12 protein-coding genes are annotated in these 15,545 nt (G+C 35.3%); 1 reads left to right on the forward strand and 11 read right to left on the reverse strand.

Annotated features, from left to right (window positions below; genetic code table 11):
• Positions 1-65 precede the first annotated feature (65 nt).
• The 11 genes from mutM to D9842_RS13915 all read right to left on the reverse strand — a co-directional run bounded on the left by mutM (position 66) and on the right by D9842_RS13915 (position 14,238).
• Entirely contained in the window at positions 66-890 is an 825-nt protein-coding gene (gene mutM / locus D9842_RS13865; protein ID WP_121663032.1) for a DNA-formamidopyrimidine glycosylase, read from the reverse strand.
• A gap of 124 nt (positions 891-1,014) precedes the next feature.
• On the reverse strand, positions 1,015-3,642 hold the full coding sequence (gene polA / locus D9842_RS13870) for a DNA polymerase I (RefSeq protein WP_121663033.1): 2,628 nt from the start codon (positions 3,640-3,642) through the stop codon (positions 1,015-1,017).
• A 249-nt stretch (positions 3,643-3,891) separates the two neighbouring features.
• Complete coding sequence (hflC, locus tag D9842_RS13875; RefSeq protein ID WP_098795041.1) at positions 3,892-4,821, reverse strand: protease modulator HflC; 930 nt, start codon at positions 4,819-4,821, stop codon at positions 3,892-3,894.
• Positions 4,811-5,785 (reverse strand): FtsH protease activity modulator HflK, encoded by a 975-nt coding sequence (gene hflK, locus D9842_RS13880; protein WP_098795040.1) that lies wholly within the window; start codon positions 5,783-5,785, stop codon positions 4,811-4,813. Before hflK ends, hflC begins: the two co-directional genes overlap by 11 nt.
• Positions 5,786-6,142: 357 nt before the next feature.
• Positions 6,143-7,912: a two-component system histidine kinase PnpS gene (gene pnpS, locus D9842_RS13885; RefSeq protein WP_121663034.1), complete on the reverse strand. Its 1,770-nt coding sequence runs from the start codon at positions 7,910-7,912 to the stop codon at positions 6,143-6,145.
• Positions 7,905-8,624 (reverse strand): response regulator transcription factor, encoded by a 720-nt coding sequence (locus D9842_RS13890; protein ID WP_098795038.1) that lies wholly within the window; start codon positions 8,622-8,624, stop codon positions 7,905-7,907. Before D9842_RS13890 ends, pnpS begins: the two co-directional genes overlap by 8 nt.
• A 221-nt stretch (positions 8,625-8,845) precedes the next feature.
• The gene (locus D9842_RS13895) at positions 8,846-9,322 is read right to left on the reverse strand and encodes a MaoC/PaaZ C-terminal domain-containing protein (RefSeq protein ID WP_098795037.1); all 477 of its coding nucleotides are present in this window, start codon (positions 9,320-9,322) and stop codon (positions 8,846-8,848) included.
• 127 nt (positions 9,323-9,449) lie between these two features.
• Positions 9,450-10,388 (reverse strand): malate dehydrogenase, encoded by a 939-nt coding sequence (mdh, locus tag D9842_RS13900; RefSeq protein ID WP_098795036.1) that lies wholly within the window; start codon positions 10,386-10,388, stop codon positions 9,450-9,452.
• 177 nt (positions 10,389-10,565) lie between these two features.
• The gene (gene icd / locus D9842_RS13905) at positions 10,566-11,837 is read right to left on the reverse strand and encodes an NADP-dependent isocitrate dehydrogenase (protein WP_098795035.1); all 1,272 of its coding nucleotides are present in this window, start codon (positions 11,835-11,837) and stop codon (positions 10,566-10,568) included.
• A 235-nt stretch (positions 11,838-12,072) separates the two neighbouring features.
• Positions 12,073-13,191, reverse strand: coding sequence for a citrate synthase (citZ, locus tag D9842_RS13910; protein ID WP_098795034.1), 1,119 nt, complete (start codon positions 13,189-13,191; stop codon positions 12,073-12,075).
• Between the two features lie 582 nt (positions 13,192-13,773).
• Positions 13,774-14,238: a DUF441 domain-containing protein gene (locus tag D9842_RS13915; RefSeq protein WP_098795033.1), complete on the reverse strand. Its 465-nt coding sequence runs from the start codon at positions 14,236-14,238 to the stop codon at positions 13,774-13,776.
• Between the two features lie 173 nt (positions 14,239-14,411).
• On the opposite strand from D9842_RS13915, the gene ytvI reads away from it, so the two are divergent.
• On the forward strand, positions 14,412-15,527 hold the full coding sequence (gene ytvI, locus D9842_RS13920) for a sporulation integral membrane protein YtvI (RefSeq protein WP_098795032.1): 1,116 nt from the start codon (positions 14,412-14,414) through the stop codon (positions 15,525-15,527).
• Positions 15,528-15,545: the final 18 nt, after the last annotated feature.

The following is a 15,545-nucleotide window of genomic DNA, read 5'->3' on the forward strand; positions in this document are numbered from 1 at the left end:
TATGGTTTCTTTATAAATAAAAAAGGCAAAAAACATTTTTATGTTTTTTGCCTTTTCTCTTCATACTATTTTTGACATTGCTCACAAAAATGAGTTCCACGTCCGCCCACAACTGTTTTAGTTAATGTTTTTCCACATGTTTTACATGGCTCATTTGTTCTGCCATAAACGTATAATTGAAGCTGAAACATACCGATTTCACCTTGTGTATTTACATAAGAGCGAACAGTACTGCCTCCTTGAGCAACTGCTTCTTCAAGGGTTTTAATGATTTGCTCATGTAAAATCTTATATTCCGCTTTTGTTAATTTACTGGCTATACGATCTGGTTTAATACCTGATCTAAAAAGAGCTTCATCTACATATATATTCCCAAGTCCAACAACAACTGATTGATCTAACAAAGCCGTTTTAATTTTCCGTTCAGTTTTTGCTAGACGACCTCGGAGATAGTCCACCGTGAATTCTTCAGAAAATGGCTCTGGACCTAATTGAGAAAGTGGAAGTGTACGTTCTTCTTCTCCCTTCTTAAATAAATGCATAGTCCCGAACTTTCGAACATCCCGATATCTTAACTCCGTTTGATCTGTAAACATGAAAATAACATGTGTATGATGATCAAATTCCTCATGTGGTTGATATAAACCATATCTTCCTTCCATTCGCAAATGAGAAACAAGAACAAAATCATCAAGCATAAATTTTAAGAATTTGCCTCTGCGCTGAACATCATGAATTGTTTGACCAATGATTGCATCTCTAAATTGTTCAGGTTCTTCTGGCTTTTTTATGATTTTAGGCCAATGGATATTGACTCCGTTTATTGTTTTCCCTTTCACTAACTGAAGCAACGTTCGTCGTACAGTTTCAACCTCTGGTAATTCAGGCATTGTTAATTATCCACATCCTTTTTACATTAGAACTTAGCTTATCACCTAGTTCTAATGGCGAAAGCATTAGTTATTCCTATAGTATAAAAACAAAGGGGCCAATCAAGCCCCCTTACATTCTATGTTATTTTGCATCATACCAAGAATCTCCATAAGAATAGTCCACCTTAAGCGGCACTTTTAACTCAACCGCATTTTCCATTACTTCTGGAACAATTTTTTCTAAGATAGGGACTTCTTCCCTAGGTGCTTCAAAAATCAATTCATCATGCACCTGTAATAACAGCTTTGTTTGCAGCTTTTCTTGCTTTAATCTTGCAGCCATATCAATCATCGCTTTTTTGATAATATCGGCTGCACTTCCTTGAATTGGAGTGTTCATAGCTGTTCGTTCAGCAAAACTACGAAGATTAAAGTTTCTGCTCGTGATTTCAGGAATATACCTTCTTCGATGAAGCAATGTTTTAACATAACCCTTCTCTCTTGCATCAGCTACAATATCATCCATATAGTCTTGTACTCCAACAAAGGATTCTAAATAGCGCTTTATAAATTCACCGGCTTCTTTACGAGTAATCCCCAAACTTTGAGAAAGCCCAAAATCACTGATTCCGTATACAATGCCAAAGTTAACAGCCTTTGCTTGTCTTCTCATATTTGAAGTCACTTCATCTTCTTTAACATGAAACACATCCATAGCTGTTTTCGTATGAATGTCTAAATCATTCTGGAAGGCTTCAACTAAATTTTGATCATTTGCGATATGCGCTAATACCCTTAATTCAATTTGTGAATAGTCAGCCGCAAAAATGACCCAATCTTTATGAGAAGGTACAAAAGCTTGACGAATCTTACGTCCTTCTTCTAATCGAATCGGTATGTTTTGTAAGTTAGGATCGATTGAGCTAAGTCTTCCTGTTGTTGTTAGCACCTGGTTAAAACGAGTATGAATTTTATGTGTGTCTTTATGAACAACTTTTAATAACCCTTCAATATAGGTTGATTGCAATTTACCTAACTGACGATAATGCAAGATATCCTTTACGATTTCATGCTTATCCTCAAGCTTTTCTAATACATCCGCTGAAGTTGAATAACCTGTCTTCGTCTTTTTCACAACTGGCAGCTGAAGCTTCTCAAATAAAATAACACCAAGTTGCTTTGGTGAATTAATATTAAATGATTCACCAGCATGCTCATAGATATTTTTTTCAAGAGTGTTTAATTGTTCTGCTAAATGTTCACCCATCTCTTTTAAACGGTCCACATCAACAGCTATTCCCTCTGCTTCCATTTGCGCAAGAATAAGAGATAAAGGTAATTCTAAATCATACAATAGAGATGACTGATCATTTTGTTCGAGTTGTTCAATTAACCTTTCTTTTAAATCAAAGATCGCTAATCCTTTACGAACAAGGTGCTCACTAAGAGTCTCTTCACCAGGAATAGAACGTTTTGCACCTTTTCCATAAACAGCCTCATCAGCTTGTACAATCGATATCCCATGTGCTTTAGCTACACTAGCCACGTCATCAAATGTTGCCGAAGGATTCAATAAATAAGCCGCAATTAAAATATCAAAGTCAATCCCTTTTAAAGAGATTCCTTTCCAACTTAAGCCAACTGTTGTTTTTTTACCATCATAAACTGTTTTACGTTTGGTTTCGTCTGCAGCCCATTCCTTAAATAAATCAGAGTTAAGAGCAAGTTCAGCTGATACATAATAATGACCATTTTTATTTATAATTGAAACGCCACTTATATCTGCCTGGTGATAACTATCCTCTAGTATTTCTACATACAGTGCTGCTTCATCTGTCAGTACATCTGAGGTAAGCTCTGTTACGTTTTCAAAGCTGATATCCTCGTACACTTCTTCCTCAGCTACATCTTCACCCATCTTTTCTAACAAAGAATTAAAGCCTAGCTCCTTAAAGATTTCCTTTACTTTACTAGCATCGAATCCTTCATATTGCACTTCATCCAATGTGATCGCTAAGGGTGCTTCACAGTCAATCGTTGCAAGCTTTTTACTCATTAAAGCCTGCTCGCGATTTTCTTCAAGCTTTTCCTTTAATTTTTTCCCGCTTACTTTCTCAATTGAATCTAATACACTCTCTAATGTTTTAAACTCACTTAACAGTTTTATTGCTGTTTTTTCTCCTACTCCCGGTACACCAGGAATATTATCAGACGTATCTCCCATAAGACCTTTCATATCAATAATTTGCTCAGGAGTTAATCCATACTTTTCCATCACAAAGTCAGGCGTATAGGAATCTACATCTGTTATCCCTTTTTTTGTAATATCAACTGTTATTTTATCTGTAACTAATTGAGTTAAATCTTTGTCCCCTGAAATAACCTTAACTTCATAACCATCCTGTTCAGCCTGTTTGGAAAGAGTTCCGATAATATCGTCTGCTTCATAGTTTTCCAGTTCATACCTTGAGATTTGATAAGCATCTAATAGTTCTCGAATAAACGGAAATTGCTCTGATAGCTCAGGAGGAGTTTTTTGTCTTCCGCCTTTGTATTCTTGGAATGTTTTATGTCTAAATGTTGTTTTACCTGCATCGAAAGCCACAAGCATATGAGATGGCTTCTCATCTTCTAGTATTTTCATTAAAATCATGGTAAATCCATAGATTGCGTTCGTATGTACACCTTTGTCGTTATTTAATAATGGTAGGGCAAAGAAAGCCCGATAGGCAATACTATTCCCATCAATTAATACTATTTTTTTCGTCAACTTTTACAGCCTCCTGTATTCATTGTTGAACAAGCTCTTGTTCAACATTTTATGTCTAAAGCTCTCTTTTACTGGTCTATTGATTTCTAATTCAGACACTCGCTTTTTGCAGGAGGTCCGGGAGCACTCTTTTACTTGTACATGTACCTAAATTAGCAATAAACCAAAAAAGACCCCTTATTTCCTTCTATTTTATCATGTCTTGAAATAGAAAGGAAAATCAGGGGTTCTATATAATTTGTTATTGTTTTACTGGACTCCCTTTAACAAAGAAGCATAAGGAGAATTGAACGGAATAATAATGACGGTTTCTTCATCAATTGTTTGTTTATATGATTGTAATGTTCGATACATCTCATAGAAGCCTGGATCTTTAGAATAAGCAGTATTATAAATTTTCGCTGCTTCCCTTTCACCCTCACTTCGAATAACATCAGCATCAGCCTGTGCCTTTGCTAGCATCTCTTTTACTTCTCGATCAGTATCTGCGATGATACGATTCTTTTCAGCATCACCTTTTGACAGATACCCCTGTGCAGTTGATTCCCGTTCAGAAATCATTCGTGTGAATACTGACTGCTCATTTTCAGCAGGTAAATCTGTTCTTTTCATTCTCACATCTGTCACAACAATCCCATAGTTACCATTTTCTAATAAATTATTAACTATCTCCGTTACTTTATCATTTAAACTTCCTCTTGAAGATTTTTCATCATTAATAATCTCATCATAGTTTAATTGACCTAGTTCAGAACGAACTGTTGAAAAAACATATTCAGCCATCTTCGTTTCAGCATTAACAATCGACCTTGCATTGGAGATCATCTTTTTAGGGTCACTTATTCGCCAAACTGTATAGTTATCAATGATTAACCTCTTCTTATCCTTTGTATTAATTTCAGCCTCTTCTACATCATAAGTCATTTGATATTTAGGAAGAGTTGTAACTGATTGAATAAACGGTATTTTAAAGCTTAATCCTGGTTCTTCAATAATCTTCACAACTTCACCGAATTGACGGACAACCTTATATTCATTTTCTTTAACGATAAAAAGGTTAGTGAAGACTAATACAAGTAAGACAATTAAAATTAGAAGAATAATCCCTCCACGTAAATATCCCTTGAATGAAAAAGCAGGTTTCTTCTCCTCCATGTTGACAATATTATCATTGTCCATTCGTATCACTTCCTTCCTGTTCAGCTGGTACGACAGGCTTTGAAGCCGGATCTTTAATCGGCAAATACTTCATTGTGTTTCCGTTATCTTCCATAATATAAATCTCAGCATTTGGGAGAACTTGATCTATTGTTTCTAATACTAAACGCTTCTGTGTAATTTCTTTGTTATTAACATATTCGTTATAAATTGCATTGAATTGTGCAACATCTCCACGCGCCTCTTCCATTCGGGCGGCTTTATCACCAGCTGCTGAAGACATAATCGCATCCTTTTCCCCTTGTGCTTCTTCTGTTCGTTTATTCCGGTATTTATTTGCTTCATTCTTACGTGTATTCATCGTTTCACGGGCATCAGTAACAGCTGTAAAAGCTTTTCTAACCTCTTCATTTGGTAGATCTACATCCTGAAGCTTTACGGCTAAAATGGTAATGCCAATATCATAGCCATCTACAAGATTCGATAATAATTCCTGGACTTGTTTCTCAATTTCTACCTTTCCAGACGTTAAAGCATCATCAATTGTTGAGCTTCCAATAATACTTCTCAAGCTTGCTGATGTAGCATCTTCTAACATCTCCTGTGGATTTTCCGCATTAAATAAATATTTACCTGGTTCGGTAATTTTCCACTGAACAACCATATCTGCTAAAACGATATTTTCATCACCCGTAATCATTTTTGTTTCTTTTGGGAAATCTTTTACTTCACCATCCTCAGATTCCTCATAACCAAACTGTAAACTGAAGGTTTCTTTAGATAGAACTTCAACTGATTGGATTGGCCAAGGCATCTTAAAATGTAAACCTGGTTCACTAATTCCTTCTTCTACCTCTCCAAGAGTAATCATCACGGCTTGTTCTGACTCATCTACGGTATACCATGAAGTAAAAGCAACAACTCCTAAGACCACAATTAACAACGCAAATCCGAAGATCGTGAGTACTCGTTTTATACTTAACATCCAACCCCTGCCTTTCTTATTCGGTACATTTAGTATGTACTGCTTTATTTTTCTTGTTAAGTTATATACGAATCACCATTAAAAAGGTTTCACATTTCCCTTTTAATAGCTTCCCACTATTAGTATTAATTAGAAAATAAATTTATGAAGAGTTGAATTTTATGAGGATTTATTATGACAACAAAAAAAGGGACGTGAGTTTATTTGGTAAACTCACGTCCAAAAGATTGGCTCCTTGGATGAAGGGGTTTTCACTTAGTATATTACCAACATTTTATTAAGTAATAATAAACCTAGTGTAAATTAATTGTAAATAATGTCGAATTTAATAGATCAAAAGGTTTTATGGCCACTCCGTTATGAGGTTTCATCAAATTTTCTATTCAGCTTAACTGTAAACGTAGTACCTTTTCCAACTTCACTTTCCACACTAATTTGACCTTTATGAGCTTCCACCAAATGTTTTACAATAGCCAATCCTAAGCCTGTTCCCCCAGAGTTTCTACTTCTCGCCCTGTCAACACGATAAAAACGCTCAAAAATACGTGGAATTTCCTCCGTTTTAATACCGATCCCAGTGTCTGAAACAGTAACGATTGCATAATCAGGATATTTATCCACTTTTACATGCACAGAGCCACCTTGTGGAGTATATGTTAGAGCATTACTAATTAAATTAATAAAAATTTGCTTTAATCGATAAATGTCGCCTTCAATATAAGTTAGACCTTCAGGTAAAGAAACAGAAAGCTCTACCTCTTTTTCTCTTGATTTACTTTCTAACATTACAGTAATATCATCCAAGATTTCCCGTAAATCACATGTTTGGATTGATAATTCAAATCCTTGCTGTTCAATTTTCGATAAATCAAGCAAATCTTGAATTAAAGATTGTAAACGATCGCTTTCCTTTAGAATAATAGATAGGAAGTATTCGGCTGTCTGCTTATCACTAAGTGCCCCGTCCAGTAATGTTTCACTAAATCCTTTAATAGATGTGATAGGTGTTTTTAATTCATGTGATACATTCGCAACAAAATCCTTACGCATCTGTTCGAGTTTTTTAAGTTCAGTAATGTCATGAAATACAAGGACAATTCCTTTCCATTCATCATTTGTTCCAATAATAGGTGCCCCATACACTTCAAAATGCTTACGTTCAATCTTCAAGGGAAGATGAAGCTGCTTTCTGACTTTTACCTCAGTCATAAAAATCTCTTCAACAATTTCAATAATTTCTTTATGGGTGAAAGCGTCATAATATAACTGATAAAGAAACTTAGCAGAGTCAACCTCAAATAATTCTTTATATGCTCTGTTGACTAAGTTAATATAACCTCTTCCATCAATCAAAATTAGCCCGCTTCCCATATTTTCAATTAACGTTTGCAAACGATCTTGTTGCATTTCCTGTGCCCTTGTCATATCTTGAAGGTTTCGAGCGAGTATATTAATTGACTGACTTAGTATTCCTGTTTCGTCTAAATGATCTTCATATGTACGTGCTTTATAATTTCCCTTTGCAAGTTCCATAGATACTTTAATTGCAGACTCAATCGGCCTGGTAAATTGGGCTGTAATTCTTACTCCAATTAATAATATAATGATAAATGCGATACCGAGACTAGCTACTAGAATACCCCACATTTGTTGATTTACCTTAGTTAAAGAACTCACAGACGCGCTAACGAGCACAATCCCTTCATAAGCAGCTTTTTCCTTTATTGGCAATCCATAATAAGCTACCCCGTTAACTTGGTCACTATAATAATAGCCCTTAGATTGTCCCCTCATGATTGGAAGTACGTTATTCTTCAATGAATTCATATCGAGATCTTGTGTTAAATCACCTGCATCAAACAAAATGGTGTCATCTTCATCTATGATAGTAATATGTGATTTATAATCTTTCCCTAAATCAGACAGTAATTCTGAGATTTGAGAGTTCGATAAATCATCACGTGATATGATCGTTAATATTGAATTCGCTTCTCTTTGTAACTCTTCTTTAAACGTGTTCAGATAGTAGCTATTAAAAATTTGCCCTAGCAATAACCCTAAGCCAACCAGTACCGCAATGATTAATGTAATAAGGGCAAACAAAAAGCGTGAACGAAATCTATTCATTCAGCTTTGGCTCCTCAAGCTTATACCCCAACCCTCTTATTGTTTTAATATATAATGGTTTTTTTGTATTTCTTTCTATTTTTTCACGTAAGTGACTAATATGAACATCCACAATTCTAGTATCGCCCGCAAAATCATAATTCCAAACAGCACTGAGTAACTGATCTCTTGTAAGCACTCTTCCTTTATGTTTTGCTAAATACACTAGTAATTCAAATTCTTTAGGAGTTAAATCCAAACGTTCTTTTCCATAATAAGCCTCGTAGTGATCAGGTAACACTCGTAAATCGCCAATCAGTACTTGATTTTCATCCTCAATTTCTTGCACCTCAGGTTCAGGCTGTGACTGACTGCGTCTTAATATAGCCTTTATTCTTGCTACAACCTCTCTAGGGCTAAAAGGCTTTGTCATATAATCATCTGCACCTAATTCTAAGCCTAATACTTTATCGAATTCATCGTCTTTTGCGGTTAGCATAAGAATTGGCACCATGATTTTCCTTTGTCGAAGCTGTTTACACACTTCAATTCCATCCATTTTCGGAAGCATTAAATCAAGCACAAGTAAATCAGGCTCTTCTTTCAAACAAGTATTCAGACCTTCTTCACCATCCAAAGCTGTTGAAACTGTATAGCCTGCTTGTTCCAAATTATACTTTAACAAGGTTGATATTGATTGTTCATCATCTACTACTAATACTCTCTTACTCATATAGGCCTCCAGAGATTAAATTTCCCTTCAATTGAACCAATCTATTTTATTCGTTATTTATCTATGTTTGTTAGTTCTATTCTAGCGAATAGTTGGGAAAAAGGGCAACTATTGTTTGTAATAATGTTTTTGTTTTTAATTCACCTTATCTTCACAACAGGATATTTCTTCACAAAAAAACTGGCTCTAAGTAGAGTCAGTTAGTTATCAGCACATTTTAGTTAGAAGTTTTCTAATGCTTTTCCTTCCATTGGAGTCATTTTGTGAGGAGGGCATACTGTGATTTTTCCTTCTAAAACTGTTTGTTCTTCACTATTCACAGCATGGATATTTACTACAATTTTATTTTCGGAAGTATGGACTTCTCCAACCTCAAAGAGAAATTGGACAACATCATAATGGTATAACGGTTGAAGGAATGAAATTTCTTGGTTTACAATGTGGCTTCCTGGACCTGGTAAATATTTCGATACAGCTGCTGTAATGATTCCAGTTAGCATGATTGTTGGTACAATTGGCTTTTCGTATGGAGTTTGTGAGGCATAATCATGCTGAATATAAAGTGGGTTGGCATCATTGGTTAGTCCTAAATAAAGAAGTAAATCCTTATCTTCCATTTTTTCTGTTAGAGTTAATTTTTCTCCAACCGATATTTCTTCGATATGTCTACCAATCTTTCTCTTTTTGCCAAGAAGCATTTTAGCACCCCTTTTTCCAAATTAGTGAAACTGATTTACAACACTGTAACTTTACTATTTAGGTTATTTCTTAGTAAAAAAGAAAATTGAGGAAATCCTCAACTTTCTTTTTATTTTAAACACTTTCTTAAGATAATACTTTCATAACGTTTCTAACAGAATCAGCAGATTTTTCAAGTGCTGCTTTTTCTTCTTCGGTGAGCTCAAGTTCAATAATTTGTTCAAGACCATTTCCACCTAGTACAGTTGGAACACCTAGGTAAATTCCATCAAAGCCATATTCTCCTTCAAGATAAACTATAGATGGAAGAACTCGTCGTTGATCTTTTAAAATGGCCTCTACCATTTCCACCAGTGAAGCTGCAGGTGCATAGTATGCACTGCCGTTCCCTAGCAGATTAACGATTTCACCGCCACCCTTACGTGTTCTTTCTACAATTGCATCTAATTTATCTTTAGACATTAATGTTTCGAGAGGAATACCACCCGCATAAGAATAGCGTACTAATGGTACCATATCATCACCATGTCCACCTAAAACAAACCCTGTTACATCCTTCACAGAAAGGTTAAGCTCTTGTGCAACAAACGTACGGAAACGAGCTGTATCTAACACTCCTGATTGTCCAATTACTCGATGCTTAGGAAAACCTGACTCTTTAAAAACTGTATAAGTCATTGCATCTACGGGATTGGTTAACACAATGATCGTGCATTCAGGAGAATACTTAACAATTTCTTTTGTTACAGCCTTCATAATGCCTGCATTTGTTGCAACAAGATCGTCACGACTCATACCTGGCTTCCGAGCAATACCTGCTGTAATAACGACAATATCAGAGTTTTCTGTGTCTTCATAATTAGATGTTCCGATAATGTTTGCGTCGAAACCTTGTACAGGACTAGCTTCAAGCATATCAAGAGCTTTCCCTTTTGTTGGGTTTTCCATTTGAGGAATATCAACTAATACTACATCTGCAAGTTCTTTTTGCCCTAATAAAAACGCTGTAGTGGCTCCAGTGAAGCCCCCACCAATTACGGAAACTTTTCTACGCTTAATAGCCATATGTAAACATCTCCTTAAATTCTGTATAAATTAGGAAAGAGGGCAAAGCGCATAAATGAAGTACATTTATGCGCAAAGCCCCTCTTTGATTCTATTCGACTTTTCATGGTCAATTCTTGCAGAGTACCTAGATACCCTAATTACTGTGTTTTTTAACAGAGCTTTTTAGGTTACAAATTAACCCATGTTTTTGATTAACTCATCACCGAACTCAGAGCATTTAACTTCAGTTGCACCTTCCATTAAACGAGCAAAGTCATAAGTTACAACTTTAGAAGCAATTGTTTTCTCTACTGATTTCATTACTAATTCAGCAGCTTCAGTCCATCCTAAGTGCTCAAGCATAAGAACACCAGAAAGAAGAACAGAAGATGGATTAACCTTATCAAGACCTGCATATTTAGGAGCAGTACCGTGAGTTGCTTCGAAAATTGCATGTCCTGTTTCATAGTTAATGTTTGCTCCTGGAGCAATACCAATACCACCAACTTGTGCAGCAAGTGCATCAGAGATATAGTCACCATTTAAGTTCATTGTCGCAACAACATCGAACTCACGTGGACGAGTTAGAATTTGTTGTAAGAAGATATCTGCAATAGAATCTTTTACAATGATTTTTCCTGCTGCTTCAGCATCAGCTTGGGCTTTGTTTGCAGCATCTTTACCTTCGTTTTCAACGATGCGGTCGTATTCAGCCCATGTAAATACTTTATCACCGAATTCTTTCTCAGCTAGTTCATAACCCCAGTTTTTGAAAGCACCTTCAGTAAATTTCATAATGTTACCTTTGTGAACAAGTGTTACTGATTTACGGCCGTGTTCAATTGCATAGTTAATAGCAGCTCTCACTAGGCGGCTAGTACCTTCTTGTGATACAGGCTTAATTCCGATACCAGATGTTTCTGGGAAGCGGATTTTATTAACGCCCATTTCATTTTGTAAAAAGCTGATAAGCTTTTTAACTTCTTCTGATCCATTGGCATATTCAATACCAGCATAAATATCTTCTGTATTTTCACGGAAGATAACCATATCTGTATCTTCTGGACGTTTAACAGGAGAAGGTACACCTTGGAAATAACGCACTGGACGTAAGCAAGTGAATAAATCTAATTCTTGACGTAGCGCAACGTTTAGAGAACGAATTCCTCCACCGATTGGTGTTGTTAGAGGTCCTTTGATTGCAATTAGATATTCACGAATCACATCAAGTGTTTCTGCTGGTAACCATTCACCTGTTTGGTTAAAAGCCTTTTCACCAGCTAATACTTCTTTCCATACGATTTGTTTTTCTCCGTTGTATGCTTTTTCTACAGCTGCTTCTAGAACACGTGATGCAGACGCCCAGATATCAGGACCAATTCCATCTCCTTCAATGAATGGGATTACTGGGTTATTTGGTACGTTTAATACTCCATTAGTTGTTGTAATTTTTTCACCTTGTGTCAAGAAAATTACCTCCCGGGTTATGTAATTGATTTTTCAAATCTATTTTACCAATAGATTTACTTCTCTTAAAGTGTTGTTCCTTTTGTTTTTATAAAATTAATTAAATTTATATTATTCAGGCGTTTTATAAAAAGCCTGAATATTGAAAGCGTAGAAAACGATTCCACACAGTAATCCTCCCATAGAGGGAGGACAATGTGGAATTGTCTCTTCACTATTCTATATCACTATAAAATTATCCTCTTTGTTCTAAAGGAATATAAGCTTGTTTTTCTGGTCCAACATACTCTGCACGTGGACGAATTAATCGGTTATTTTCATATTGCTCTAGAATATGAGCTAACCAGCCTGATACACGACTTACAGCAAAGATTGGTGTGAATAAATCATGATCAATGCCTAAGCTATGGTAAACAGATGCTGAATAGAAATCAACATTTGGTGGTAGTGGTTTTTGAGAAGTAACTAATTCTTCAACTTTTGTTGACATCTCATACCATTTTGGTTCACCTGTAATTTTTGTTAGCTTTTCAGACATTTTCTTTAAGTGCTTGGCTCTTGGGTCACCTTGACGGTACACACGATGTCCAAAGCCCATTATTTTTTCTTTATTTGCTAACTTCTCATTAATATAGCTTTCAGCATTTGCTACTTCACCAATTTCTGAAAGCATCTTCATTACTGCTTCATTAGCTCCTCCGTGTAAAGGACCTTTTAGAGCACCAATAGCAGCTGTAACACCAGAATATACATCAGATAATGTTGCAACACATACACGTGCTGTAAAAGTAGATGCATTTAATTCATGGTCCGCGTGTAAAACAAGCGCTTTATTAAAAGCTTCAACAGCAATTTCATCTGGCTCATTTCCTGATAATGTATATAAGAAATTTGCAGCCATTGATAAATCTGTTCTAGGCTCAACTGGCTCTAAACCTTTACGAATACGAGCAAAAGAAGTAACAACAATCGGAAGTTGTGCTTGTAGACGGATTGCTTTTCTGTAGTTAGCCTCTGTATCCATCACATCTGCTTCTTCATCAAACAAGCCAAGTAAAGATACAGCAGTACGTAGAGCAGCCATTGGGTGAACTTTATTGATAGGGTATGATTTGAAGTGTTCAATAACTTGCTGTGGAATTTTTGCATTTTCCGCAAGTTGTTTTTTAATTTCATTTAATTGTTCTGCATTCGGAAGTTTTCTGTGCCATAATAAATAAACCACTTCCTCAAAGCTTGCGTTTTCTGCTAAATCATCAATGTTATAGCCCGCATATGTTAATGTATCATCAATAATCGAGCTTACAGATGAAGTAGTTGCAACGATACCTTCAAGACCTTTTGTTGCTGTCATATAAATCCCTCTCCTTTACCTTTTTTCCCCATTTGTTTCATCTTAAAAGTTTAAATGATATAAGTAGTAGAAATCCTACTTGACTCAGTCATAAACTGTTCCATATGTAAGGAAAGAAGCTTTTGTCAAAGTAGATATTTCTCTATGTTTCGTAGATCACGAATCATGAATTTATAGTATTATTTTAAACTTTTAGATGATTGAGCGCTTGCTCACATGCAAGCAAAGAAAAAGAAAATGCTTACATTTTTCATTATTTTGATAAAGCATCACTCCGTTAAAATCGAACGTGATATACACTATCAGGTAATCTTTTAAATGATAGATCGTATACCTATCTCATATCAAGATGAGATAAGGTTGCCTTATCATGTAGGCATTATTTTAGAACATATCCCTATTATAAACAATTATCAGACTTTTGTGAATGAAAACCACTTTATTACTTAAAAATTTGTTAGAAAAATTTTATTTTAGGGATTTTTTCGTTAAAACTGCCTTACTAATATAACCATAACATATATTTGTTATATTAGTGTATAATTCATCTAAATTAATTGGCTTTTTAAAGTAAATGTATGTTTAAGAACTAAATAGTTTTACAATTTGCATGGCTAGATAAGCTATTCCTGCCCCTATTAAAGGACCTACAGCCACACCATTGAATAACGAAACTGCTAGAATTGTGCCAAATACCAGAGCTGTTGTAATATGAGGATCTTCAGCTAGCAACGTTAGCCCGTTTTTGGCAATTAAAGCGACAGCTATCCCCGCTCCTAAAGCAATCCAAGCATAAGAAGATTTTAAAGCGTCAATTAGTTGCTTAAATCCAATTTCTCCTGTTGCTATTGGCACTAAGACAGCAATTGTAATAACCGTAACTCCCCAGTTAATTCCCTTTGCCCCAATAGTTGGCAATAACTTTGATTCTAATCCAACCAATTTAATGACTAGCAAGCATCCAACAGCTATTAACAATGATTGATTTTTCGCTAAAAATCCAACTCCTAATAAGATTAATAAAAAGAGTACTGGTTGACTAAACACTGAGTAAAACCTCCAAATAGTAATAATATGGTTAAACCATGACAAAACATCGAAACTCAAAAGATTAATTCAAATAGTATAAACAAGCTTAATATGTAATAAACATGCTATATAGCCTTATTTAAAGATTGGAAAAGCCCATAGGAATTGAAAAATGGGGAGGAATTCATTAAGTGAATATGAATTATTTATATAGCATGTTAAGACTTTTACTTATTATCGCTGTTACATTTTTAGGAATATCAATATGTTATTATCTATCTACTTTGACTTATCCATTTTTAATTGCAATCTTAATTGCTATGATTATTAATCCTCTTGTAAATGGGTTGGAACGGATTCTCAGGATTCCGAGAGGATTTTCAGTGATTATCTCAATTATTTTACTGATTTGTTTAATAGCAGGTATTCTCATTCTTTTAGTAGCAGAAATTGTAACAGGAACCACCTATTTAGCAAGAGTTCTCCCTGGACATTTAGAGTTATTAGCTGTTTACATCGAAACATTCTTTGTTACAAAAATCATGCCACTATATAACCAATTAACATACCTTTTTAACAGTCTTGAATCAAATCAGCAACAATCCATTATCTCAAACATTCAAAATATCGGTGAATCAGTTGCATCCAGTGTTGGAAATTTCATCAAAGGCTTTTTAGAAAATATTCCAGTCATCATTAGTTGGCTCCCAAATGCCGCAACTGTCATCATCTTCTCTTTACTTGCAACTTTTTTCATTAGTAAAGATTGGTATAAATTTAAATCTGCTGTTTCAGGTTTACTACCACAGAGAGCAAAATCAAGTGGCAGGACAATTACTGATGAGCTAAAGAAAGCATTGATAGGTTTTATTCGTGCACAAGCAACCTTAATTTCCATTACCACCGCCATTGTTTTAATAGGACTTTTGATTTTACGGGTTGATTACGCGATCACAATCGCTTTATTAATTGGTTTAGTTGATATTCTCCCATATTTAGGTACGGGCTTAGTGTTCATTCCATGGATTATTTACTTATCGTTCAGTGGAGGAATACCGCTTGCTATCGGACTAGGAGTATTATACCTTATCGTCTTAATACAGCGTCAAATAATGGAACCAAAAGTACTTTCCTCCAATATCGGACTAGATCCACTCGCTACCCTCGTTTCACTTTTTATAGGTTATAAACTAATTGGCTTTTTAGGGCTGATTGCTGGGCCAGTTGCATTAGTCATATTAAAAACATTTAAAAGCGCGGGTCTATATGAGGACCTATGGAAATTCATCATAGGGAATAATAGATAATAGTAAAACAAACGGGGC

It is taken from the genome of Metabacillus litoralis (genome assembly GCF_003667825.1).
In the GTDB taxonomy this organism is placed as follows: Bacteria; Bacillota; Bacilli; order Bacillales; family Bacillaceae; genus Metabacillus; species Metabacillus litoralis_B.

Coding starts and splice junctions, on each gene's coding strand:
- citZ (WP_098795034.1), bottom strand. CDS start 13,191: ATGACAGCAACAAAAGGTCTTGAAGGTATCGTTGCAACTACTTCATCT.
- hflK (WP_098795040.1), bottom strand. CDS start 5,785: ATGTTAAGTATAAAACGAGTACTCACGATCTTCGGATTTGCGTTGTTA.
- pnpS (WP_121663034.1), bottom strand. CDS start 7,912: ATGAATAGATTTCGTTCACGCTTTTTGTTTGCCCTTATTACATTAATC.
- mdh (WP_098795036.1), bottom strand. CDS start 10,388: ATGGCTATTAAGCGTAGAAAAGTTTCCGTAATTGGTGGGGGCTTCACT.
- mutM (WP_121663032.1), bottom strand. CDS start 890: ATGCCTGAATTACCAGAGGTTGAAACTGTACGACGAACGTTGCTTCAG.
- hflC (WP_098795041.1), bottom strand. CDS start 4,821: ATGGACAATGATAATATTGTCAACATGGAGGAGAAGAAACCTGCTTTT.
- D9842_RS13895 (WP_098795037.1), bottom strand. CDS start 9,322: ATGCTTCTTGGCAAAAAGAGAAAGATTGGTAGACATATCGAAGAAATA.
- D9842_RS13890 (WP_098795038.1), bottom strand. CDS start 8,624: ATGAGTAAGAGAGTATTAGTAGTAGATGATGAACAATCAATATCAACC.